Consider the following 232-nt stretch of genomic DNA (forward strand, 5'->3'; position numbering starts at 1 on the left):
AGACTTGCGTCGCCCTTTTCTCGTTCGCAGTACTTAGCCGCGGAACTCGGCACGGCACTTGTACGGAGCCTTACCGGCCATCTGCTCTTCGATACGCAGCAACGGGTTGTACTTGGACACGCGGTCGGAGCGGCACAGCGAGCAGGTCTTGATCTGACCAGCAGCAGTACCAACAGCCAGGTCGGCGATGGTGCTGTCTTCGGTTTCGCCGCTGCGGTGCGACATCACGGCG

1 pseudogene is annotated in these 232 nt (G+C 61.2%); it reads right to left on the minus strand.

Going from position 1 to position 232, the window contains the following annotated elements:
• Positions 1-33 precede the first annotated feature (33 nt).
• Positions 34-232 (minus strand): annotated as a pseudogene (gene eno / locus VC352_RS25110) (phosphopyruvate hydratase); the annotation flags it as partial.

It is taken from the genome of Pseudomonas sp. C11 (assembly GCF_034683865.1).
GTDB lineage: Bacteria > Pseudomonadota > Gammaproteobacteria > Pseudomonadales > Pseudomonadaceae > Aquipseudomonas.